Source organism: Faecalibacillus sp. H12, assembly GCF_013361255.1.
In the GTDB taxonomy this organism is placed as follows: domain Bacteria; phylum Bacillota_I; class Bacilli_A; order Erysipelotrichales; family Coprobacillaceae; genus Faecalibacillus; species Faecalibacillus intestinalis.
The window spans coordinates 504,585-527,148 of record NZ_JABWDK010000001.1; the positions used below are offsets into that span (position 1 = coordinate 504,585).

22 protein-coding genes, 1 pseudogene and 1 riboswitch are annotated in these 22,564 nt (G+C 31.2%); all 23 genes and pseudogenes read right to left on the bottom strand.

Features of this window, described 5'->3' with window-relative positions; translation table 11 throughout:
• Window positions 1-75: 75 nt before the first annotated feature.
• The 23 genes and pseudogenes from HUU89_RS02875 to HUU89_RS02975 all read right to left on the bottom strand — a co-directional run bounded on the left by HUU89_RS02875 (window position 76) and on the right by HUU89_RS02975 (window position 22,562).
• Window positions 76-1,143 (bottom strand): M24 family metallopeptidase, encoded by a 1,068-nt coding sequence (locus tag HUU89_RS02875; RefSeq protein ID WP_175300935.1) that lies wholly within the window; start codon window positions 1,141-1,143, stop codon window positions 76-78.
• On the bottom strand, window positions 1,136-2,887 hold the full coding sequence (gene aspS / locus HUU89_RS02880) for an aspartate--tRNA ligase (protein WP_175300936.1): 1,752 nt from the start codon (window positions 2,885-2,887) through the stop codon (window positions 1,136-1,138). The genes HUU89_RS02875 and aspS overlap by 8 nt, the downstream gene beginning before the upstream one ends.
• Window positions 2,880-4,163: a histidine--tRNA ligase gene (hisS, locus tag HUU89_RS02885; protein WP_175300937.1), complete on the bottom strand. Its 1,284-nt coding sequence runs from the start codon at window positions 4,161-4,163 to the stop codon at window positions 2,880-2,882. The genes aspS and hisS overlap by 8 nt, the downstream gene beginning before the upstream one ends.
• 312 nt (window positions 4,164-4,475) lie before the next feature.
• Window positions 4,476-4,733 (bottom strand): hypothetical protein, encoded by a 258-nt coding sequence (locus tag HUU89_RS02890; RefSeq protein WP_032090138.1) that lies wholly within the window; start codon window positions 4,731-4,733, stop codon window positions 4,476-4,478.
• The gene (purB, locus tag HUU89_RS02895; RefSeq protein WP_032090139.1) at window positions 4,733-6,112 is read right to left on the bottom strand and encodes an adenylosuccinate lyase; all 1,380 of its coding nucleotides are present in this window, start codon (window positions 6,110-6,112) and stop codon (window positions 4,733-4,735) included. The genes HUU89_RS02890 and purB overlap by 1 nt, the downstream gene beginning before the upstream one ends.
• Before the next feature lies 1 nt (window position 6,113).
• Window positions 6,114-9,869 (bottom strand): phosphoribosylformylglycinamidine synthase, encoded by a 3,756-nt coding sequence (locus HUU89_RS02900; protein ID WP_147580216.1) that lies wholly within the window; start codon window positions 9,867-9,869, stop codon window positions 6,114-6,116.
• 11 nt (window positions 9,870-9,880) lie between these two features.
• Entirely contained in the window at window positions 9,881-11,134 is a 1,254-nt protein-coding gene (purD, locus tag HUU89_RS02905; protein WP_175300938.1) for a phosphoribosylamine--glycine ligase, read from the bottom strand.
• A gap of 9 nt (window positions 11,135-11,143) precedes the next feature.
• Entirely contained in the window at window positions 11,144-12,667 is a 1,524-nt protein-coding gene (gene purH / locus HUU89_RS02910; RefSeq protein ID WP_147580214.1) for a bifunctional phosphoribosylaminoimidazolecarboxamide formyltransferase/IMP cyclohydrolase, read from the bottom strand.
• Window positions 12,668-13,261 (bottom strand): phosphoribosylglycinamide formyltransferase, encoded by a 594-nt coding sequence (purN, locus tag HUU89_RS02915; RefSeq protein ID WP_032090143.1) that lies wholly within the window; start codon window positions 13,259-13,261, stop codon window positions 12,668-12,670.
• The gene (gene purM / locus HUU89_RS02920) at window positions 13,255-14,280 is read right to left on the bottom strand and encodes a phosphoribosylformylglycinamidine cyclo-ligase (RefSeq protein WP_175300939.1); all 1,026 of its coding nucleotides are present in this window, start codon (window positions 14,278-14,280) and stop codon (window positions 13,255-13,257) included. Before purM ends, purN begins: the two co-directional genes overlap by 7 nt.
• A gap of 15 nt (window positions 14,281-14,295) precedes the next feature.
• On the bottom strand, window positions 14,296-15,000 hold the full coding sequence (gene purC, locus HUU89_RS02925; protein ID WP_032090145.1) for a phosphoribosylaminoimidazolesuccinocarboxamide synthase: 705 nt from the start codon (window positions 14,998-15,000) through the stop codon (window positions 14,296-14,298).
• A gap of 13 nt (window positions 15,001-15,013) precedes the next feature.
• Window positions 15,014-15,502 (bottom strand): 5-(carboxyamino)imidazole ribonucleotide mutase, encoded by a 489-nt coding sequence (gene purE / locus HUU89_RS02930; RefSeq protein ID WP_175300940.1) that lies wholly within the window; start codon window positions 15,500-15,502, stop codon window positions 15,014-15,016.
• 13 nt (window positions 15,503-15,515) lie between these two features.
• Window positions 15,516-17,186 carry a formate--tetrahydrofolate ligase gene (locus HUU89_RS02935; protein WP_032090146.1) on the bottom strand — a complete coding sequence of 557 codons (1,671 nt, stop codon included), beginning with the start codon at window positions 17,184-17,186 and terminating at the stop codon, window positions 15,516-15,518.
• A gap of 127 nt (window positions 17,187-17,313) precedes the next feature.
• Window positions 17,314-17,395: riboswitch (ZMP/ZTP riboswitch) on the bottom strand.
• A 90-nt stretch (window positions 17,396-17,485) separates the two neighbouring features.
• On the bottom strand, window positions 17,486-18,229 hold the full coding sequence (locus HUU89_RS15260) for a GNAT family N-acetyltransferase (RefSeq protein WP_175300941.1): 744 nt from the start codon (window positions 18,227-18,229) through the stop codon (window positions 17,486-17,488).
• A complete protein-coding gene (locus tag HUU89_RS15265; protein ID WP_119363458.1) occupies window positions 18,230-18,706 on the bottom strand; it encodes a TetR-like C-terminal domain-containing protein in 477 nt (158 codons plus the stop codon).
• A 180-nt stretch (window positions 18,707-18,886) separates the two neighbouring features.
• Window positions 18,887-19,423, bottom strand: coding sequence for a DUF1697 domain-containing protein (locus tag HUU89_RS02950; RefSeq protein ID WP_175300942.1), 537 nt, complete (start codon window positions 19,421-19,423; stop codon window positions 18,887-18,889).
• 356 nt (window positions 19,424-19,779) lie between these two features.
• Window positions 19,780-20,058 (bottom strand): hypothetical protein, encoded by a 279-nt coding sequence (locus HUU89_RS02955; RefSeq protein WP_175300943.1) that lies wholly within the window; start codon window positions 20,056-20,058, stop codon window positions 19,780-19,782.
• Between the two features lie 280 nt (window positions 20,059-20,338).
• The gene (locus HUU89_RS02960; protein ID WP_175300944.1) at window positions 20,339-21,097 is read right to left on the bottom strand and encodes an EFR1 family ferrodoxin; all 759 of its coding nucleotides are present in this window, start codon (window positions 21,095-21,097) and stop codon (window positions 20,339-20,341) included.
• A 15-nt stretch (window positions 21,098-21,112) separates the two neighbouring features.
• Entirely contained in the window at window positions 21,113-21,436 is a 324-nt protein-coding gene (locus tag HUU89_RS02965; RefSeq protein WP_175300945.1) for an inorganic diphosphatase, read from the bottom strand.
• A 16-nt stretch (window positions 21,437-21,452) separates the two neighbouring features.
• Complete coding sequence (locus tag HUU89_RS14640; protein WP_217498397.1) at window positions 21,453-21,608, bottom strand: hypothetical protein; 156 nt, start codon at window positions 21,606-21,608, stop codon at window positions 21,453-21,455.
• Window positions 21,609-21,694: 86 nt separating this feature from the next.
• A pseudogene (locus HUU89_RS15405) lies at window positions 21,695-21,981 on the bottom strand (class I SAM-dependent methyltransferase).
• 3 nt (window positions 21,982-21,984) lie between these two features.
• Window positions 21,985-22,173, bottom strand: a complete 189-nt coding sequence (locus HUU89_RS14650) for a class I SAM-dependent methyltransferase (protein ID WP_217498398.1) — start codon at window positions 22,171-22,173, stop codon at window positions 21,985-21,987.
• Between the two features lie 20 nt (window positions 22,174-22,193).
• Entirely contained in the window at window positions 22,194-22,562 is a 369-nt protein-coding gene (locus tag HUU89_RS02975) for an ACT domain-containing protein (RefSeq protein ID WP_175300946.1), read from the bottom strand.
• Window positions 22,563-22,564 lie beyond the last annotated feature (2 nt).

Consider the following 22,564-nt stretch of genomic DNA (forward strand, 5'->3'; position numbering starts at 1 on the left):
AAAAATATTTTTTCACTTTAAAAGTTTACTCATTTTTTTCTTTTTTATACAAAAAAAACGAGCACAAGCTCGTTTTTAAATAATATAAATATCTTTTGTAAATGAATTTAAAACCTGACATCCATCTTTTGTCACCATAACTAGATCTTCTACACGTACTCCGAAATTTCCTTCTAAATAAATACCTGGTTCAATTGAAAAAATCATTCCTTCTTCAACTTCCATTTCATTTACCGAAGAGACATCTCCATATTCATGAACATCTCGACCAATAAAATGTCCTAAACGATGTGTAAAATATTTTCCATAGCCTTCATCACTGATGACTTTTCTTGCACACTTATCAATATCTGATAATTTAACTCCTGGTTTGATCATTGCTTCTGCAGCTTCATTTGCTTTTTTTACAATTTCATAAACTTTAATTTCTTCTTCCAAAATACCTTCATAAAAGAATGTACGTGTCATATCAGAACAATACCCTTTATAAACACATCCCATGTCAATCAGTACACAATCACCTTTTCTAAGTAGTGTATCATCATTTTCATGATGTGGATCAGCAGCGTTTTTACCAAATGCAACAATCGCCCCATAACAAGTAGAATGATGATTGAAAAATAATTCATCTAATTTTTTAGCAAGTTGTTTTTCTGTCACGCCTTCTTGAATGAATGGAATGATTTCTTCCATAACAGCATCATTGATTTTACTTGATTCAATCATTAAAACTTGTTCTTGTAAATCTTTTTTCATGCGTACGAGATCAACACATGGTGAAGCATTGATATACTTTGCATCTGGGAGTTTTTTCATAAGATCTAACAAGAAATGTGAGGCCCAATTTTTATCAATTCCAATTCTTCCTGGAAAATGCATTTCATCAACAATTGTTTGAATAGCATCTTGTCCATCTTTATGCCAAACAATGTTAACATCTAAATCATGATCCAAATAAAATAAATCATTCATGAATAAGGTATGATTTCCATGTTTTGAAATCATGAAAACAAACATTCTTTCATGCGGATCATTATAGTATCCTGTACAATAAGCAATTGATTGAGGATCACTTATTAAAAAGTAATCCAATCTTGCTTCTTCCATTAAATCAAGTATTTCTTGTATACGATCGTTATTCATCTTTTAAAACTCCAATACCTAATTCTTTTAATTGATCTTCTTCTACACTGTTTGGTGCTTTAGACATTGGACATGTTGCACTGGCATTTTTAGGAAAAGCAATAACGTCTCTAATAGAATCACTTTCAGTGAGTAACATGGCAAGACGATCTAATCCTAAAGCAAATCCTCCATGTGGTGGTGTCCCATATTTTAATGCATCAACAAACCAACCAAATTTATTTCTTACTTGTTCATCTGTTAAACTTAAAGCTTTGAAAGCTCTTTGTTGTAAGTCTTGTTCGTAAATACGTTGAGAACCTCCACCAAGTTCAAAACCATTTAAAACAATATCATAGGCATCAGCAAGACAATTTGCTGGATCTTTATCTATTTTATCTAAATCTGATTCTTTAGGTCTTGTAAATGGATGATGCATTGCATAATATCTTTGAGTTTCATCATCATATTCAAACATTGGGAAATCAACAACCCATAATAATCCTAATTCTTTTGGATCATATAAATTTAATTCTTTTCCTAAATGATTACGTAAAGCAGCTAAAGCATCACAAACAACCATATATTTTGTATCCGATACAAATAATAATAAGTCGTTATCTTCACCATTCATTGCTTCAATTAATCTTTGCATTTGTTCTTCGCTAAAGAATTTAGCAATTGGCCCTTCACCAACACCATTATTTACTTTTAACCAAGCAAGACCTTTTGCTTTATATGTTTTTGCAAGTTCTGTTAATTGATCAATTTTCTTTCTTGAATAATCACTTGCATGATTTTTAACATTAATTCCTTTAACATATCCATTATTTTCTAAAGCTGATTTAAATACCATAAAATCAACATCTTTAACAACTTCATTTAAGTTAACAAGTTTCATATCAAAACGGATATCTGGTTTATCAATACCATATGTTTCCATCGCTTCATGCCAAGTCATACGTGGAAGTGGTAACTTAACATCAACACCTTTTACATCTTTGACGACTTTAGCTACCATATTTTCACCAACTTCGATGATTTCATCTGTAGTCATAAATGACATTTCAACATCAACTTGAGTAAATTCTGGTTGACGATCCGCTCTTAAATCTTCATCTCTGAAACAACGAGCAATTTGGTAATATTTTTCAAAACCAGCAACCATTAATAATTGTTTAAATAATTGAGGTGATTGTGGTAAAGCATAGAAATCACCATGATGTACACGTGAAGGTACTAAGAAATCTCTTGCTCCTTCAGGAGTTGATCTATTTAAATAAGGTGTTTCAATATCCACAAAATCATGACTATCTAAGTATTCTCTAATACTTCTTGTAATTTTATGTCTTGTTAGAATTTTATTTTGCATAACAGGTCTTCTTAAATCAAGATAACGATATTGCATTCTTGTTTCTTCTAAAGCATCTGTATCATCTGCAACAATAATTGGTGTCGTATTGGCTGTATTGATGATTTTGATTTCTGATGCATCGACTTCAATATCCCCTGTAGGCATATTTGGATTTTTGCTAGAACGTTCTACAACAGTTCCTTTAACATATAAAATATATTCATTTTTAATATCTTTTGAAATATTTTCCATTTCTTCATTGATAATAATTTGTGTAATTCCATAACGGTCTCTTAAATCAATAAATACAAGAGCTCCTAAATTTCTCTTTTTAGCAACCCATCCTTTTAGTTCAACTGTTTGTCCAACATTTTCTAAACGAAGTTCACCGTTATTATGTGTTCTATTCATGTTCATGTCCTCCACTTAAATGATTTTCAATATGTGCCAAAATATTTTCTAATGGTACTACAACTTGTTCTTTATCATGATTACATTTAATATTAACCACTTCATTTTTTACTTCTTCTTCCCCTAAAATAATAGAGAAATGTGCATTAAAACGATCTGCTGATTTAAATTGTCCTTTTAAGCCACGAGATACATGATCCATTTCACATGTAAAGCCATTTGCTCTTAACATCGCAATAATTTGCATAGCAAGATCTTTTGCTTCTTCGCCTAAAGGCATAATATAACAATCTAAACCATCTTCGTCTTCATCTTCTTCATCATCTAAAGCAAGAAGGAGTCTTTCCATACCAAAAGCAAAGCCAACACCAGGTGTAGCCGGTCCACCAATTTCTTCGATTAAACCATTGTAGCGTCCACCACCACCAACAGTAGCTCCAGCACCTAATTTTGGATCATCAGAAATGATTTCAAAAACAGTATGAGAATAATAATCTAATCCTCTTACTAAATTTGTATCAATAACATAATCAATTTCTAAATCATCTAATAAAGAACATACTTTATCAAAATGATTTTTAGCACTTTCGCTTAAATAATCAATTGTTTTCGGTGCTGTTTTCATAGCTGGATGTTTCACATCCACTTTGCAATCTAAAATACGTAAAGGATTCTTTTCAAAACGTGCTTTACAATCTTCGCATAAGTCATCTAAATGGCCTCTAAAATGATCTTTTAAAGCTTCACGATAAGCATCTCTTGATTCATTATCACCTAAAGAGTTGATATGAAGTGTGACATTTTGAAGTCCTAATGCTTCAACAACAGTCACTGCCATAAGCATACATTCAACATCTACATAAGGTGATTCAACACCTAACATTTCTACCCCAAATTGGTGGAATTGTCTTTGTCGACCATTTTGTGGTCTTTCATATCTAAACATTGGTCCCATATAATAAACTTTTTGTAGTTTTTCTGGTAAACCATACATTTTATTTTCTACATAAGCTCTTGCAATACCAGCAGTTCCTTCTGGTCTAAGTGAAATATATCTTCCTTTTTTATCTTGAAAAGTATACATTTCTTTAGAAACAACATCACTTGTATCCCCAACAGCTCTGTTAAATAATTCAGCATGTTCGAAAATTGGTGTTCTCATTTCTTTGACATTATAATTAGCGGCAATCGTTCTTAACAATTGTTCTAATTTAATCCATTTTTCACTTTGTCCTGGTAAAATATCTACCGTACCTCTTGGTGCACTATATCCCATTATTTTTCCTCCTTAAAATATAAAAACGCCCTCATAAGGACGTTTCAACGCGGTACCACCTTAATTCGTATTTTCATACGCACTTTCATCTTAACGCGATTAACGATTACTCTTTTCAAGTAATTCCTCACAAGTGTCCCATAGCTTCCATACAAAGATTTTCACCAACCATCTTCTCTCTAACTATTTCCACTATTTAATCTTGCTCAATGGATTACAAAGATTATATAAAATAATGACTAAAAAATCAATTCCTATTTCTAGCATCTATAGTATACCACGTTTTTTAATCATTTATGTCTCAAATTTGTCTCATTTTTGTTCCATTTTTGAAAGACGATACTCTTCTACAATAAATTGTGACAGATCTTCTTTTAAACTATGGTTATCATAATAAACAAGACGTATTTTCTTCTTTCTAGCAATATCATTCAATTTTAAAAGATAACTTTCAACAGGTTTTATTTTTTCATTTTGACTATAAACAACAAGAAGCTGATAGAAATCTTCTACCAGCTTTTTGCCAACTTGATCATTATATAAAATATTTATTGCACGACGATCAATCATTATAAATCAATATCACATAAGTTAGAAGCATATCCAATATAACTTGCAGGTGTCATATCTAATAAAGTTTGACGATCTTCATCTGATAAAACATCTAATCCTTTCGCAAATTCCATAATTGCTTCTTGTGAAATATTTTTACCTCTTGTAAGTTCTTTTAATTGATCATAGGCATCAGAAATACCATATTTTCTAAGCATTGTTTGAATTGGTTCAGCAAGAACTTCCCATTTTTCATTTAAGTCAGCTGCAAGTTTATCTTTATTAACAACACATTTAGCTAAACCATTTGTTGTTTCACTAATTGCTTGTAAAGAATAACCAAAAGCTAAACCAATATTTCTTTGACTTGAACTATCTGATAAATCTCTTTGCATACGTGATCTAGGTAATTTGTTTGATAAACCAACACAAATATTATTAGACATATCAACATTTGCTTCTGAGTTTTCAAAACGAATTGGATTGACTTTATGAGGCATTGTACTACTTCCTACTTCTCCTTTTACAGGAATTTGTTTGAAGTATTCCATTGAAATGTATAACCACATATCAACATCAAAATCCACTAACACATTATTGAAATGACGAATACCATCTAAAATATGACATGTATAATCATGGCTTTCAATTTGTGTTGTTAAAGGATTGTAAGTTAACCCTAAATATTCTTCTACAAATTTTTTATTAAGAGTTTGCCAATCTAATTGAGGAAATGCTGTTAAAATAGCACTATAGTTTCCTGTTGCCCCATTAAATTTAGCTTTAATTTTAATATTTTCAATATTTTCAATGCTTGAAGTAAAACGATAAGCATAAACTTTAAATTCCTTACCAATTGTTGTTGGTGTGGCAGGTTGACCATGAGTATGAGCTAACATCGCATCATTTTTATGTTCAACAGCCCATTTATTAATAACAGCAGTAAATTCTTTTGCTTTCTTTAACCAAACATCATTTAAACCATGTTTGATCATACAAGCATAAGATGTATTATTAATATCTTCTGAAGTACATCCAATATGAACAAAACTGATTAAATAATCATAACCCATATCTTTTAATTGATTTCCAATGAAATATTCTACTGCTTTAACATCATGTCTTGTAACAGCTTCAATATCTTTGATTGCTTTAAAAGAATCATAATTGAAATCTTTTGAAATAGCTTCGATTTGTCCTAAGTTATCTTTGTCAAATTTAGAAAGAACATCACTTTCTACATTTTCAATTAAAAATTTTAACCATTGAATTTCAACAAAAACACGATATTTCACTAAAGCATATTCAGAAAAATATTCACCTAAAGCATCTTTAATACCTGCATAACGTCCATCTAAAGGACTTAATGTAAAACATTCAAATTGTTGTTTATCCATTCTATTTACCACCTCTAAAATAATTTACACCAGCTTCAAATAATTTTTGATCCATTTCACCATAAACATTTTTAAAACGGTTTTCTCCTTGACGTTCACTATGTCCCATCTTACCAAGAACACGACCATCACGAGAAACAATACCTTCAATAGCATACATTGAACCATTAGGATTGTATGGTGTTTGCATTGTGACTTTACGATTAGGATCAACATATTGAGAGAATACTTGTCCATTAGCGAATAATTCATCAATAACTTCTTTAGGAGCAACAAAACGTCCTTCTCCATGAGAAATAGGAATAACATGAACATCCCCCACATTAACATTAGCAAGCCATGGTGATTTAACAGAACCAATACGTGTATCTACAAATTGAGATAAGTGACGCCCAATCGTATTGAATGTAAGAGTAGCGTCATTTTCCGACATATCTCTAATTTCACCATATGGAAGTAATCCTAATTTAATAAGTGCTTGGAATCCATTACAAATACCAATCATTAAACCATCTCTATTATCTAATAAATCACTAATTGCTGCTTTTAATCTTGGATTTCTTAAAACTGTTGCAATAAATTTACCTGAACCTTCAGGTTCATCACCAGCAGAGAATCCTCCTGGTAGCATCACAATATTAGCACGTTTGATAGCATTTTCCAATTCATCAATCGATGTTTTTAACATTTCTTCTGTTTTATTTCTAATTAAGACAAGTTCAACCTTTGCCCCTGCTTTTTCAAAAGCACGTTTTGAATCATATTCACAGTTTGTTCCTGGGAATACTGGAATAACAACTAAAGGTGTTTCAATATATTGTTTTGCTTTTAAAGTTGATCTTGTTTTACATTCAGCAACTTTAATTTCTTGTGTAGGTGCTTTTTCTCTTGTTGGATAAACACTTTCTAATGGTGCTTTATTGATTGCGTAAGCTTCTTGAATAGAAATTGTATCCATTCCATAAGAGAATTTTTCACTATCATTTAAAGTAGCCACTACTCTATAATCTAAACCTACTAGATCTTTTTCAGATTTCACTTCAACAATAATATTCCCATAATTCTTTTCAACATAAGAAGCAAGAGTATGATCTGTATTGAAAGCAGCTCCTAAACCATTACCAAAAGCCATTTTACAAACAGCTTCGATTACACCACCATCTTTAACTGTATATGCAGAATAAATTTTCTTTTGTTTCATTAAATCTTGAATAGCATCATATTGTTTTTGTAAATGATCAAAATCAAAGACTCTAAATTGATCTTTTTTAATTTGAACTTCCGCTAAAATATGTCCTGCTTCTTTTGCTTCTGGTGTCATAACATCATGAACATCACTTGCTGTAATAGCAAAAGAAACAAGTGTTGGTGGAACTGAAATATTTTCAAATGTTCCTGACATTGAATCTTTACCACCAATTGATGGAAGTTTTAATTCTTGTTGAACACGATTAGCTCCAAGTAAAGCAGCTAATGGTTTACCCCAACGTTTTGGATCATCTAATAATTTTTCAAAATATTCTTGGAATGAAAAACGAATTGTATGATAGTTTCCACCCATGGCAACGATCTTAGCAACACTTTCAACAACAGCGTACATAGCTCCATGATATGGTGACCATTTAGAAATCTTAGGATTATACCCATAAGCCATTAATGAAGCAGTTGTTGTTTCTTTTCCTAAAACAGGAATTAAAGCAGCCATACCTTCTGTTTCTGTGTGATATGTACGTCCACCATAAGGAGATAAAACTGTACCATTTCCAATAGATGAATCAAATCTTTCAACAAGACCTTTTTGTGAAGCAACAGATAATCTTGATAATACTTCTTTTGTTGTACCAACAAAATCATTTCTTTCTTCTTCATCAAAAGGTGTACTTTCAAAGTTTGGTAATTCAACTTCAATATTTTGATAACGTTTTGCCCCTGCAGCATCTAAGAAATCACGAGAAATATTAACAATATCTTTACCCATGTGCTTCATTACTAAACGATTTGTATCTGTAACAGTTGCCACTTGAACAACTTCTAAGTTTTCTTTTGTACATTCTTCTTTAATGAAATCAACATCATAGTCATTGACAACAATGGCCATACGTTCTTGTGATTCACTAATAGCAAGTTCTGTACCTGTTAAACCATCATATTTTTTCAAAACAGCATCTAAATCAATATCAAGCCCTGGAGCAAGTTCACCAACGGCAACACAAACTCCACCAGCTCCAAAGTCATTACATCTAACAACTTTTTCTGAGACCGCTTTATTTCTAAATAATCTTTGAATTTTTCTTTCTTCAACAGGATTTCCTTTTTGAACTTCAGCACCTGCTGTTTCAATAGATTTTACGTCATGTGATTTTGAAGAACCGGTAGCACCACCGATACCATCACGTCCTGTACGTCCCCCAATTAATAAGACGATTTGTCCATTTTGTGGTTCTAAACGTTTTACTTGTTCTTTTGGTGCAGCAGCCACAACGGCTCCTACTTCCATACGTTTAGCGATATAACCTTCATCGTATATTTCATGAACATAACCTGTTGTTAAACCGATTTGGTTACCATAACTTGAAAAACCATGAGCGGCTTCTTGACAAATTTTTCTTTGTGGTAATTTACCTGGCGTTGTTTCTGCCAATGTTTTTCTTGGATCACCTGCTCCAGTAATACGCATTGATTGGTAAACATAAGCACGTCCTGAAAGTGGGTCACGAATAGCTCCACCTAAACATGTAGCAGCTCCCCCAAATGGTTCGATTTCTGTAGGATGGTTATGTGTTTCATTTTTAAACATTAATAACCATTGTTCATCTCCTTGATTTGTATGAACAGTGATTTCAATAGAACATGCATTAATTTCTTCAGAAACTTCCATATCATCAAGATATCCTTTTTTACGAAGTTCTTTCATTGAAATAGTTGCAAGATCCATTAAAGTAAGAGGTCTTGTTGTATTTACCCCATAAACTGCATGTCTACTTGTTTTATAGCTTTCAATATCTTTTTCTAAGATTTCTTTAAAAGCACCATTTTGAATATCAATATCTGTAATAACTGTCGCAAATGTTGTATGACGACAGTGATCTGACCAATATGTATCTAATACTTTAATTTCTGTTTCAGTAGGATCTCTATGTTCTTCATTTTTAAAGTAATCTTGTGTTACTTTTAAATCATCAAGATTCATAGCCATTCCATTATCTTTTAAGAATTGATTTAATCCTGCTTCATCTAAATCATTAAATCCAGTTAAAGTTGGTACAGATTTAATATCAGGTGTTTCATCATTTAAATGTTCTGGTTTTTCTAAAGAAGCAATTCTTTGATCAACAGGGTTAATTAAATAATGTTTGATTTGATTTAAAACATCTTCATTTTTATCAATGTCTACTACAATAAGTTTGGCACATCTTACTTTTGTTGAAGATGTTCCTGTTAGAATTTGGAAACATTGTTCGCATGAATCAGCACGTTGATCATATTGACCTGGTAAAAATTCAATTGCGAAAACAGATTCTTTTTCACTCATTGGAAATGTTTCATCATAAACATGATCCACCATTGGTTCAGCAAGAATTGTATTAATTCCTTGTTGTAAGATTTCTTCACTAATTCCTTGTACATCATAACGATGAACAATACGAAGTGAATGAATCGTTAAACCTAATTGTTCAACGAGGTTGGTTTGAATTTCATGCGCTTCTGTTGCGTATTCTTTTCTTTTTTCTACATAAATTCTTCTTACATTTGTCATAGAGTTCTCTCCTATCTAAGTCCAATATCATGACGATAGTACATACCATCGAATGTAATAATTGTAGCAGTTTCATAGACTTTCGCAAGTGCTTCTTGTAAATTTGCTCCTCTTGCACACACATTTAAAACACGTCCACCATTTGTGACAAGTTTACCATCTTTTAAAGCTGTTCCCGCATGGAAAACAACAATATCATCACTTACTTTGTCAATATTTTTAATTTCAATTCCTTTTTCATATTTACCTGGATATCCACCACTTGCTAGAACAAGACAAGCCACGTGGTCATCTGACCATTTGACATCTACTTGATCTAAAGTATAAGTCGCACAAGCATCCATAATTTCATAAAGATCACTTTCTAAACGAAGAAGGATTGATTGTGTTTCAGGATCACCAAAACGGACATTAAATTCAAGTACTTTCGCTTGATTATTTTCAATCATTAAACCAATGAAAACAACTCCACGATAGTCCATTTGATCTTCTTTAAGTCCTTGCATAAATGGATCAAGAATATCTTTTTTTAAGACTTCGTCCATACCTTCTGGTAAAAATGGATTTGGAGAAACAGTTCCCATACCACCTGTATTAGGTCCTTTATTTCCGTCAAAGATTTGTTTATGATCTTTTGCTGAAACCATTGGTACAATTGTTTTACCATCAGTAAAACAAAGTAAAGAACATTCAAATCCTGTTAAGAATTCTTCTAATACAACTTTACTTCCGGCACCATCTAAAGCACCATCAACCATCATGTCTTTTAAAGTAGATATGGCATCTTCTTTATTTTCAACAATGACAACACCTTTTCCAGCAGCTAAACCATCTGCTTTGATAACTAATGGAAAATCAAAATGATCAACTTCTTTACAAGCTTTTTCAAAGTCTGTGACTTCGACATATTTTGCTGTAGGAATATGATGTCTGACCATAAAATCTTTAGAGTAAGCTTTGCTTCCTTCTAAAGTTGCCGCCTTTTTTTGAGGACCAAAAGCTTTATAACCCGCTTTTTCAATATCATCAGCAAGCCCTTTACATAAAGGAACTTCTGGACCGATGACAGTTAAATCAATTTGATTTTTTTTAATAAAATCAACAATAAATTCATTATCTTCTACTGAACCAGGTACACATGTACCTAAACTTGCAATACCAGGATTTCCTGGTATTGCATAAAGTTCAGTTACTTTTGGACTTTGTTTTAATTTATAAGCAATCGCATGTTCACGACCACCACTACCGATTACAAGAACTTTCATATAAGCCTCCTAGTGTCTAAAGTGTCTATATCCGCTAAATACCATAGGGATATTTTTTTCATTACATAAATCAATTGAATCTTGATCTCTAATTGAACCACCTGGTTGAATAATTGCTTGAACACCTGCATCTGCAGCCACTTGAACACAGTCATTGAATGGGAAGAAAGCATCTGAAGCAAGTACTGAACCATTGAAATCTTTATCTGGATTATTATGAATAGCATTTTCTAAAGCCCATACTCTTGATGTTTGTCCTCCACCAATAGCAAGTGTTACACCATTTTTAACAATACAGATCGCATTTGATTTTACATATTTAACAACTTTCATACCAAATTCCATATCTGTAAGTTGTTCTTTTGTAGGTTGTGCATTTGTCACAACTTTCATTTCATCAATCATTTTTGTATTTAATTCTTGAACTAATACTTTTCCTTCAAGATATTTAATATCATATTTAGCACCACGTGCATCTAAGTTTTTAAGTTTTAAAATACGTAAGTTTTTCTTTTTCTTTAAGATTTCTAAAGCATCATCATCAAAATCTGGTGCAGCTACGATTTCTAAGAAAATCTTATGCATTTGTTCAGCTGTTGCTTTATCGATTTTATAGTTAACAGCAACGATTCCACCAAAGATAGATTGAGGATCAGCTTCATAGGCTTTCATATAAGAATCATAACCTGTATTTCCAATAGCAACACCACAAGGAGTTGAATGTTTGATAGCTGCTGTAACGATTTGATCTCCAAATTCTCTAACAAGTGCAACAGCTCCATACAAATCGTTTACATTGTTAAATGAAATTTCTTTACCATGAAGTTGTTCATAATCTAATAAAGATTTTTGAACATAGCTATCTTCATATTTATTAGCTGCTTGTTGAGAGTTTTCACCATAACGTAAATGTTCTACTTTCTTTAATGAAAGATTTAATGTATCTGGGAATTGATCTCCAACTTGATCTGCAAAGTATCTTGAAATCATTGCATCATAAGCACCTGTCATAGAGAATGCTTTATAAGCAAGATTCATTCTGAAATCAAAATCAGTTGTATCATTTTTAATCGCATCTAAAACATTGTCATAATCTTTTGGATCTGTAACAATTAAAACATCTTTAAAGTTTTTAGCTGCTGAACGAATCATTGATGGTCCACCAATATCAATATTTTCAATCATATCTGGTAAATCTTTACCAGCTTTTAAAGCTTTTTCAAATTCATATAAGTTGACACATACTAAATCAATTGGATGAATGCCGTGTTTTTTAATTGTTTCAACATGACTAGGTAAATCACGACGATATAAAAGTCCCCCATGTACCATTGGATGAAGTGTTTTAACACGTCCATCTAACATTTCAGGAAATCCTGTCACATCATCAATTGCAATACAAGAAACCCCATTTTCTTGTAAAACTTTCATTGTACCTCCTGTTGATACAATTTCAAAACCTAATTCTACTAATCCTTTAGCAAAATCAACAACCCCATCTTTATTTGTAACTGAAATTAAAGCTCTTTTCATTTAAATTACCTTTGCCTTTCCATCAATAATTTTTATCTTATTATCACAATATAACCCTACAACTTCAGGTAATAATTTATGTTCAATCTCTAACACCCTTTTTTGAATATCATCCGCTGTATCTAAATCCGATATATCACAAGCAACTTGTTTAATAATCGGTCCCCCATCGACAATATTTGAAACAAAGTGCACGGTTGCCCCCGAAACCTTTGCACCACGTTGTAATACAGCTTCATGAACATGCATTCCATACATTCCTGGTCCACAAAAAGAAGGAATAAGGGAAGGATGAATGTTCATAATTTTATTTGGATATGCATCAATTAACTCATCCGTTAAAATTGCTAGATAACCCGCTAAGACAATAAAATCAATATTTCTTTCTTTTAACATCTTTACAATCAAAGCATCATCTTTTTTGACAACCGCTGTTTCAATCCCAGCATCTTTAGCTCTTTGTAAGCCATAAGCCTTTTGACGATTAGAAAGAACAAGAGCGATTTCGCCATTGATCTTTCCTTCGTTTTTGGCATCAATAATAGATTGTAAATCTGTTCCTCCACCAGAAACAAAGACCGCAAATTTTAGCATAGATCCACGCCCTTATCTCCTTCAACGATATTTCCAACAACATAGCATTTGTCTCCTGCATCTTCAATAGCTTTCATTGTTGCATCAACATCTTTTGGATTAACTGCAATTACCATACCAAGACCCATATTGAATGTGTTATACATCATATGTTCTTCAATATTTCCATTTTTTTGAATTAAATCAAATAAAGCTGGTACTGGATAACTATCTTTTTTAATAACTGCTCTTACATTTTCAGGAAGCATTCTTGGAACATTTTCAAAGAAACCTCCACCTGTAATATGAGAGCATCCTTTAATTCTAACACCCACATTTTTTACATTTTTTAAAGCTTTTACATAAATACGTGTTGGTTCAATTAAAGCTTCTCCTAAAGTTTTTCCTAATTCATCATAGTATGCATCTAATGATTCTTTTGTCATTTCAAACACTTTTCTAACAAGTGAAAAACCATTTGAATGAACACCACTTGAAGCAATACCAATAAGTGTATCTCCTGCTTTAATTGTTGAACCATCAATAATATCTTTTTTATCAACAACACCTACAGCAAAACCAGCTAAATCATAATCATCTTCAGGCATTAAACCTGGATGTTCAGCAGTTTCACCACCAACTAAAGCACATTCAGATTGTAAACATCCTTCAGCAACACCACTTACAATTGAAGCAATCTTTTCAGGATAGTTTTTACCACAAGCAATATAATCTAAGAAGAAAAGTGGTTCTCCTCCAGAACAAGCAATATCATTGACACACATCGCTACAGCGTCAATACCAATTGTATCGTGTTTATCCATCACAAAAGCAAGTTTTACTTTTGTTCCACAACCATCTGTTCCTGATAATAAAACCGGTTCTTCCATGTTTTTAATTCCGCTTAAATCAAAAGCACCTGCAAAACCACCAAGTCCTCCTAAAACTTCAGGACGCATTGTTTTTTTAACATGTTCTTTCATTAATTCTACTGATTTATAACCTGCTTCAATATCGACTCCAGCTTTTTTGTAATCCATCTTTATTCTCCTTAATTATTTATTTTGCATTCTTGCTAGAACTGCTTTATAAGTTTCAATTAAATCTCCAATATCTTGTCTAAATACATCTTTATCATATTTTTGGTTTGTATCAACATCCCATAAACGACATGAATCTGGTGAAATTTCATCAGCTAATAAAATTGTACCATCAGCTGTTTTACCAAATTCAATTTTAAAATCAACAAGTTTTAAATTCATTGATAAGAAGAATTCTTTTAATAATTCATTGATTTTTAATGTTGTTTCTTTGATGTATGCTAATTCTTCTCTTGTTGCAAGTTTTAAAGCAACAGCGTGATCATCATTGATTAATGGATCACCATATTCATCATTTTTATAACTCATTTCAAAGATTGGTTCATCTAAAACAATTCCTTCAGGTGCTCCTAATCTTCTACAGAAAGATCCAGTTGTAATATTTCTAATAATAACTTCTAATGGGAAGATATCTACTTTTTTAACTAAGATATCTCTTTCATTTAATTTTTTAATCATGTGTGTTTTGATTCCAGCTTCTTCTAACATATCAAAGATAATACAAGAGATTGTATTATTTAAAACACCTTTACCTTCAAACTTATCATGCTTAACACCATTTCCTGCTGTTGCATCATCTTTATAATGAATTAAATATTCATCTTCCTTTTCAGTTTTGTAAACTTGTTTTGCTTTTCCTTCATACAATAATTCTGCCATTTTTCTTTTCCCCCTATTTGTATTTTTCTATGACTTCATCGTTAGCTTTCATTGCGTCAGCTTCCATTTGTTTTCTTTCTTTAAGTAGCCCTTCTTTGATTTCACTATGTTTAATAGCCATAATTTGAAGTGCTAAATAAGCTGCATTTTTACTTCCATTAATAGCAACAGTCGCTACTGGAATACCCGAAGGCATTTGAACAATGGATAATAAAGCATCCATTCCATCTAAATTACTTCCTGCAATTGGAACACCAATAACAGGTAAAACTGTTTGACTAGCCACCACACCTGGAAGAGCTGCTGCCATTCCTGCAGCTGTAATAATAACTTCTGTGCCATCCGTTTCTGTTTCTTTAATAAAACTTGAAAGTCCTAAATGTGCTCTATGAGCAGATAAACAACGAACATTCACTTCAATACCATAATTTTTCAAAATCGAAATAGCTGGTTCAACTTTAGGTAAATCAGAAGTTGAACCCATGATAATAGCAACTTTCATCTTTCTCTCCTTTTTAGAATAATCCTATAATTTTTCCATCTTCATCAATATCCATATTGACAGCGGCTGGACGTTTTGGAAGTCCTGGCATACGCATAATATCACCAGAAATAGCAACCAAGAATCCTGCTCCAGCAGATGGAATAATATCATTGATTTTAACAGTAAATCCTGTTGGTCGACCAAGTAAAGAAGCTTGGTCAGATAATGAGTATTGTGTTTTAGCAACACAAATTGGTAATTGACTTAATCCTTGTTCTGTATATTTTTTAATTTTATTTTTTGCTTTCTTTGTAAATTCAACACCATCTCCACCATAGATTTCTTTAACAATTGTTTCAATCTTTTCTTCAATTGATAAATCTAAATCATAAAGTGGATGATAATTAGCTTCTTTTGTTTCTAAAATATTTAATAACTTTTCAGCAAGTTCGATTCCACCATCAGCACCTTTTTCCCAAACTTTACTAATAGCTACTTCAACACCAAGTTTCTTGCAACATTCATTCAATAATTGAAGTTCCGCTTCTGTGTCTGTTGGAAAAGCATTAATAGCAACGATACAAGGTAAATCGAATTTTGCAATGTTTTCAATATGCTTTTCTAAGTTTCCTAAACCAGCTTTTAAAGCTTCCAAATTTTCATTTCCTAAATCTTTTTTAGCAACACCACCATGCATTTTTAAAGCTCGAACAGTTGCAACAATAACAACTGCTTCAGGATTTAAATTTGCTTGACGACATTTAATATCTAAGAATTTTTCAGCTCCTAAATCAGCACCAAATCCAGCTTCAGTAATCGCATAATCCCCTAACTTGATAGCAAGTTGAGTGGCCATAACAGAGTTACATCCATGGGCAATATTTGCAAATGGACCCCCATGAACAAATACTGGTGTGTGATCTAAAGTTTGAACTAAATTTGGTTTAATCGCATCTTTTAATAAAAGTGTTACCGCTCCTGTTGCTTCAATATCATCAACAGTAACTGGTTTCCCATCATAAGTATAAGCGACAATCATTTTTGCAGCTCTTTGTTTTAAATCTTCTAAAGAAGTCGCTAAACAAAGAATTGCCATAACTTCACTAGCAACGGTAATATCAAATCCATCTTCACGAGGAACCCCGTTTACTTTACCACCGAGTCCACAAACAGTATGACGTAATGCACGATCGTTTAAATCGACCACACGTTTCCAAACGATTTGTCTTACATCGATATTAAGTGGATTCCCTTGATGAATGGAATTATCAAGCATCGCTGCAATTAAGTTGTTTGCAGCAGTGATTGCATGAATATCTCCTGTAAAATGAAGGTTGATATCTTCCATTGGAACAACTTGCGCATATCCTCCACCAGCAGCTCCACCTTTGATTCCAAAACATGGACCTAGCGATGGCTCACGCATTGCAACTACAGATTTCTTTCCTAATTTGTTAAGTGCTTGTGATAATCCAATCATTGTTGTGGTTTTTCCTTCACCTGCAGGTGTTGGATTAATTGCTGTTACTAAGATCAATTTTCCATCTTCGTTTTGATCTAGTTTTTTAATAGCTTCAAGAGAAATCTTTGCTTTATATTTTCCATATAATTCTAGATCATCCTCATCTAAACCAACTTTTTGAGCAACTTCAACAATTGGTTTCATCTTTGCACTTTGTGCAATTTCTACATCAGTTAACATTGTCGTTCATCCTTTCTTTTTTTCTTTTTGATTGATTCTATTAACCACTTTCATTATATTACAAGACAATATGTGAAACTAGTTTTTTTACTCTACCAACCAAAAAAAGAGCCCACTCATCCAGACTATTATTAGCCCAGACGGTCGACTCTTTTACACGATTATACTCCCTGTGGTTTATTCCACTTCCGTCAGTCGTATAACTTAACTGCATAATATCAAAAAATGTCTCTTTTAGCAACACCAAAATATTTTTTATTTTACCTAAAAATCAATTTTCCAACAATCTATCATTCTTTTTAATCATTTAATAATTTTTCAAAACCTTTTTTATTTAACAAAATATGTGAAACATATTTTCCATTTTTAAAAACTGACCAATTATTAAAAATACATGGTATGTTTTTTGCTTTTTCCAAAGTATCAACTTTAATAAAATCAACTTGTATATTACAATCTTTCATGTATTCTTTAATTTCGTATATACAATTTAATGTAAAAGGACATTGTGGTGAATAATATATTGTTGTATGATTTGAATCAATCATCATTTGTTTAACATTTTTACAAAAAGAAGGTTTTTGATGATTAAAAGATAACGATAATAATTCATAATCTTCAATTTGATCAACAACTTCAAATCCATATTTTAAAAAGAATTTTTTATCTGCCAGATAAGATTTCTTCTTTTTAGAAGATATTACACAAACACCTTGTTTTCCTTTCTTTTTAGCATCATTAATAACATATTCCAATAATTGCTTACCATAACCATGACCTTTAAATTTTCCCGAAACCCATAAACAATAAATATATAGAAAACCATTACCTTCGATAGGAACCCATGCTTTTTCTAGAGGTGCATATTCAACAAATACTTTTCCTTGAACATTAAGTTTTCTAAAAACATGACCTTCTGTTATTCTCTTTTTTAACCATTCCTTTTTATTAAAAACACCTTCAAAATGTTTTTTATCACTTATAGCACAACAAATATGTTCTTGATCAATATTATCTAAAGTGATATTTATGTATTCTTCCACCTATTTTCCCTCCATATTTTTCACACCATTGATTAAAATGTTTAATGAAAAATCAAAACTTTTTTGAATAGAAAGAGGATGTCCAAAAGCTTGGTGATTCACAAGTAGAACATAGCCTTCTAAAAAAACTCTAAGTGTTCTAATAAAATGGTTTATCGTTTCATCACTTAAATTTTGCTTCCTAAGTATTTTAAAAAGTATATCAAAAGTATTATGTGTTACTTGATTTCCCTCTTCTATCATATATTTATTGTACCAAAGCATGGCTTCGAAAATTCCTTTATTTTCTGTTGCATAATCATAAAAAGCATATGCCATACATTTTATGGCCTCATAGCCACTTTCCCCAACAATAGAAAGAAGCATTTTTTCTTCTAATTGTTTCCAACCATAGAGACTAATTTTATTTTTTAAATCTTCCAAATTAGAAATACGATTATATAAAGATGGAGATTTTATTTTTAATTTTTTAGCCACTAAGATAAATTGGCAAACCCCTCTTGATTGATAATTTCTATAGTTACTTCTATAATCCTTGTTTCAGTCATAGTATCCTTCTTAACTAACTATATTAGTATTATAACTAATTGAATTAGTTAAAGCCATTTTCAAACAAAAAGATACTATTTTTATAAATAACGTATCAATTATATTTGTTTACATTCTAACAATTTTTCTAACCGTGTTAGCCGTTCTAATTGTTAGCTTTTTACTAACATTTGTATTTGTTGTTTTAGGCCACCAGTTTGTTTTTTGATAATCTTTTCGACTAAATGACCAAAAAATAACATCTTTATAATTTTGAATTTTTTCCAATCCTTCTTTAGCTTCACCAATTTCTTCAAAAACTTCTTTAAAAGTGACTGGAGGAATCATAAATATTAAATTATCATAGATTATTTTATCATCACTGCCCCACCAAATTGGTGCATGTTCTAAAATAACTTTTAGCTTACCTTGTTCTAAAACAAAAACAGGTATTTTAAAATCATAGTTTTTCTTTAACATCTCCTCAATTTGTTTTGTAATCTTTTCAATATTTTCTCGACTTGAAAAAATAACATTTCCACTATTTAAATAAGTTTTAACATCTTCAAACTTTAAACTTTCAAACTCTTTTTTTAACTCTGCCATCACTACTTTATTTTTACCACTGATATTAATTCCTCTAAGCAAAGCCATATATCTTTTCATATAACCACTCCTTATCTAGCTCTATTTTAACATATAAATAAAGACTACAAACGTAGCCTCTATCATTATAATCTAAAGATAATATTTTAAGAGTTTCTTCCAAATCTTCATATAAAACAGCACACTTTTGGGATAAACACTTAACTTCTTCATTGCCAAAACCATCTATGGTCTTTCTTCAGGCAAGTTTGGAAATAACGCTTTTCCCATTTCGTCCACGGTCTTTTCCATCATCTTTGAAACAATTTCTTGAGTAATCGTTAAAGATATGTCTTCATATTTTATTCCTTTTTATTTCATTCTTGATAAGAATCATCTGGATCTCCATATTTTGAATAGAATCTTTTAATTCTTTTTTATTTAAATTTCTTTTTAAGCAAGAGATTTTCTTCATATTGATAATGTGGATAGTAAAAACGTGGCCTTACAAAAATATTATCTACATAGAGTACAATATGTTGATCATATTTTTCTACCTTTTCATCAAAATCAAGACTGTACATTATATAACTTTTACCTATTTCTAAAACAATTCCCGTTGTCAATACAACAGAAATAAGTGCTATACTTTTCTTTTTCCACCCCATTAACAAGACTTTCAATTTCTTTTGTAATTTATAAGCAAATATAATCAATAAAACCCGCTAAATAAAACATATTATGAAGGCTATTTTGATTGCCTAGGAAGGAATATAAGACCATCTTTCATCTAAAAGCTTTCACCATTAAAGAAAAGAATCGTTATAAAAATAAATAACAATATAGTTATTTATTCCCTTTATTTTTCACAATTTTTATTTTTTTCATAACAACTTATTTATATCTACACATGTTTTAACATAGATAGCTTGACATATAATTTTATAACATTTGTAAATTAAAAAAGCTTAAAGAATACTCTTTAGCTCATTTAAATTATTTAATCTTCAATTGTTCAAAACGATAACGTGGTTTGCCAACACTTTTCTTTCCATATTCAATTGCCTCTTGCGGACAATAACAAATACAAGCCATACAGTGTGTACAATTCTTTCCCCAAACAGGTTTTCCATCAATAAGTTGAATATTATTCATTGGACATTTCTTAACACATTGATTGCAACCAGTACATGTATCCTTGACTTTAAAAGCAGCTGCTTTAACAAAGAAATGATAAAAAAGAGGATTAACAAGTCTGCTCATCAAACGATCATAAAGATTATGACGTGGTTTCAAAAAAACTTTTCCTTCTCTAATATATTTAACAGTTTCCTTTATATTTATTTCTGCTTTTTCTACGATTTCTTTTGCCTCTTCTAATTGTGGAGCATTAAACATCGCAATATAGTTTTCCGGCATAAGGATTTGTTTTGTTCCCATATAGTCTAAATGTTTATCATTTGCAAGCATTAAGTTATACTTTGTAGCATTCCCTATCTCACTACCACAATTCATAACAAACCAAATACGTTTTGCACCAATGAATTTAGTTTTATAAAGCCAATTGGAAACAATTTTTGGAATACGCCAAGCATAAGTTGGAACAACAAGGATAACATCGTCTCCTGTTTCTATTGACGAATAATTATTCGTTTTTATTTTTTCATTTAAATCTATTATATTATCTTGCAATTCATCTGCAATTCTTTGTGCTATATAGCGACTATTTCCTGTTCCTGAATAACATAAAATCATCTATTACACTCCTTTTTACATAATAATTTCTGATTTGAAATATTTTTCTTGAAATTCAACTTGCTTTTTTATTTCTTCTTTTGTATATGACTTATTTAGAGGGACAACAACCCATTTTTCTTCTATATCATCATCTCTATGAATAATAGCAATTATTTTCCCAACAAACTCTTTTACAGGAACGTCAACGCCTAAAATATAAGCATCTTGTTCTTCTTCATCTTCCGCCATGATTCCTTCAACAAAACCATAATTTATAGGATAATATGTTTCTTTATATTGAGGATGTTGGCTTCCAAGTGGTCGATCAACGATGACTTTAACGATATCTCCAATCATATTATTTTTCCCCCCTTTATATATGTGCAACTACTCTTAATCGACGATAATCTGCAATCCATTCATTTTCTTTCCAAAGTTTATCCTTTGTCAAAGTTTCTACTTCTTTAATAATTTTGCTTTGGATATCTTTTGACATTTTTTCCAATTCAAAAGCAAAGAATTGTCTCATCCAATTTTCTAATCCTCTTTCATGATCTTTTAATGGTGTTGGTCAATCATAATCATAAATTTTATCAATGATAAAACCTTTCTTTGTTAATAAATCCGCAAAATGTTTAGTTGTTGGAAAATTAAATTTTGACAAACTTTTATAAAAGCATTTTCAATCGTCGCAATATTACCACTCGTACCAAATTCACAAATCAATAATCCTTTAGGTTTTAGTACTTTATAGATATAATCTAATAAAGTTTCATGATTTTTTATCCAATGAAATACCGCATTTGAAAAACAACATCAAATTGATTTTCAAATGGTAACTCTAGTGCATCACATACCCTAAACTCTATATTGGAATACTGTTCTTGAGCCTTTTTAATCATACTTTAAGATTGGTCCACACCAATGACTGTTTTTGCTAAATTATTAAGTTGAACAATAAGTGTTCCTATTCCACATCCTAAATCTAAAATACATTGATTTTTATTTTGAGGAATATATTCTAAAAGACCTTTCCCATATTCAGCAACAAAATCATGTTTATTATCATACAGCGTTGCATTCCATTCACTCATAAATTTACCTCCAAAACTATTTAGTCTATTACCTGATAACCTGCAGCTTCTAAAACTTCTAATCCTTTTTGATAGTTTTCTTTTTTTAGAAAAATATAATCTGTATTATATGTAGAAACAGCATAAATTGAAATATGATGATCTGCAAGAATTGATACTATCTTTGATAATATTCCAATTAAAGAAAATTCCAAAATACCTTGTATGCAAAATGCCCTCCAGCCATCGTCTCGACGAATAACATTTGATGGTACTTCATTTGTAAGGCATACCAAAGATTTTTCTTCATCTGTTTTTTCAATGAAACAATATTTAGATTCTAAATTGACAAGTGAATAGTCCTCAACTTGACATATCGAAAAATCTTGATGAATCCTTTGTATTTTCATGA

What these genes read in the sequence shown, in the direction of transcription:
- HUU89_RS02875 (WP_175300935.1), bottom strand. Translation starts at nt 1,143, where the DNA reads ATGAATAACGATCGTATACAAGAAATACTTGATTTAATGGAAGAAGCA.
- aspS (WP_175300936.1), bottom strand. Translation starts at nt 2,887, where the DNA reads ATGAATAGAACACATAATAACGGTGAACTTCGTTTAGAAAATGTTGGA.
- hisS (WP_175300937.1), bottom strand. Translation starts at nt 4,163, where the DNA reads ATGGGATATAGTGCACCAAGAGGTACGGTAGATATTTTACCAGGACAA.
- HUU89_RS02890 (WP_032090138.1), bottom strand. Translation starts at nt 4,733, where the DNA reads ATGATTGATCGTCGTGCAATAAATATTTTATATAATGATCAAGTTGGC.
- purB (WP_032090139.1), bottom strand. Translation starts at nt 6,112, where the DNA reads ATGGATAAACAACAATTTGAATGTTTTACATTAAGTCCTTTAGATGGA.
- HUU89_RS02900 (WP_147580216.1), bottom strand. Translation starts at nt 9,869, where the DNA reads ATGACAAATGTAAGAAGAATTTATGTAGAAAAAAGAAAAGAATACGCA.
- purD (WP_175300938.1), bottom strand. Translation starts at nt 11,134, where the DNA reads ATGAAAGTTCTTGTAATCGGTAGTGGTGGTCGTGAACATGCGATTGCT.
- purH (WP_147580214.1), bottom strand. Translation starts at nt 12,667, where the DNA reads ATGAAAAGAGCTTTAATTTCAGTTACAAATAAAGATGGGGTTGTTGAT.
- purN (WP_032090143.1), bottom strand. Translation starts at nt 13,261, where the DNA reads ATGCTAAAATTTGCGGTCTTTGTTTCTGGTGGAGGAACAGATTTACAA.
- purM (WP_175300939.1), bottom strand. Translation starts at nt 14,280, where the DNA reads ATGGATTACAAAAAAGCTGGAGTCGATATTGAAGCAGGTTATAAATCA.
- purC (WP_032090145.1), bottom strand. Translation starts at nt 15,000, where the DNA reads ATGGCAGAATTATTGTATGAAGGAAAAGCAAAACAAGTTTACAAAACT.
- purE (WP_175300940.1), bottom strand. Translation starts at nt 15,502, where the DNA reads ATGAAAGTTGCTATTATCATGGGTTCAACTTCTGATTTACCTAAAGTT.
- HUU89_RS02935 (WP_032090146.1), bottom strand. Translation starts at nt 17,186, where the DNA reads ATGTTAACTGATGTAGAAATTGCACAAAGTGCAAAGATGAAACCAATT.
- HUU89_RS02950 (WP_175300942.1), bottom strand. Translation starts at nt 19,423, where the DNA reads ATGAAAAGATATATGGCTTTGCTTAGAGGAATTAATATCAGTGGTAAA.
- HUU89_RS02960 (WP_175300944.1), bottom strand. Translation starts at nt 21,097, where the DNA reads ATGATTTTATGTTATTCAGGAACAGGAAATAGTCGCTATATAGCACAA.
- HUU89_RS02965 (WP_175300945.1), bottom strand. Translation starts at nt 21,436, where the DNA reads ATGATTGGAGATATCGTTAAAGTCATCGTTGATCGACCACTTGGAAGC.
- HUU89_RS14640 (WP_217498397.1), bottom strand. Translation starts at nt 21,608, where the DNA reads ATGAGACAATTCTTTGCTTTTGAATTGGAAAAAATGTCAAAAGATATC.
- HUU89_RS14650 (WP_217498398.1), bottom strand. Translation starts at nt 22,173, where the DNA reads ATGAGTGAATGGAATGCAACGCTGTATGATAATAAACATGATTTTGTT.
- HUU89_RS02975 (WP_175300946.1), bottom strand. Translation starts at nt 22,562, where the DNA reads ATGAAAATACAAAGGATTCATCAAGATTTTTCGATATGTCAAGTTGAG.